The organism is Pantoea sp. SIMBA_079, assembly GCF_046940275.1.
Taxonomy (GTDB): Bacteria; Pseudomonadota; Gammaproteobacteria; order Enterobacterales; family Enterobacteriaceae; genus Pantoea; species Pantoea borealis.
Window position 1 is genome coordinate 1 of sequence record NZ_JAWRYR010000458.1, and the last position, 263, is coordinate 263.

The following is a 263-nucleotide window of genomic DNA, read 5'->3' on the forward strand; positions in this document are numbered from 1 at the left end:
TTTGTTAAATTACGGTTTGCTAGGCTTTTGTTCTTATCTCGGAGGTTATGGGCGAGAATTGTGTTTCTCAGATCTATTATTTCATTCCAATCTAGATCATTAATTAGATGCTTATTGTCTTTTTTAAACTTTAAAATTTTCTCTCTTAGGAATTCATTTTCTTTACATTTTGAATTGAAAAAGTCATCATATTCTTGTTTAAAAGAATACAAATCGACTATACCTTTAGCAAAATTTTCATGAACTAAGGAAAACTTTTCAGA

The 263-nt window shown here is 27.8% G+C and carries 1 protein-coding gene; it reads right to left on the reverse strand.

Translation table 11 applies throughout. From position 1 onward, the window contains the following. On the reverse strand, nt 1-263 hold a 263-nt coding region (locus SB719_RS20795; protein ID WP_412159836.1), incomplete at both ends, for a hypothetical protein.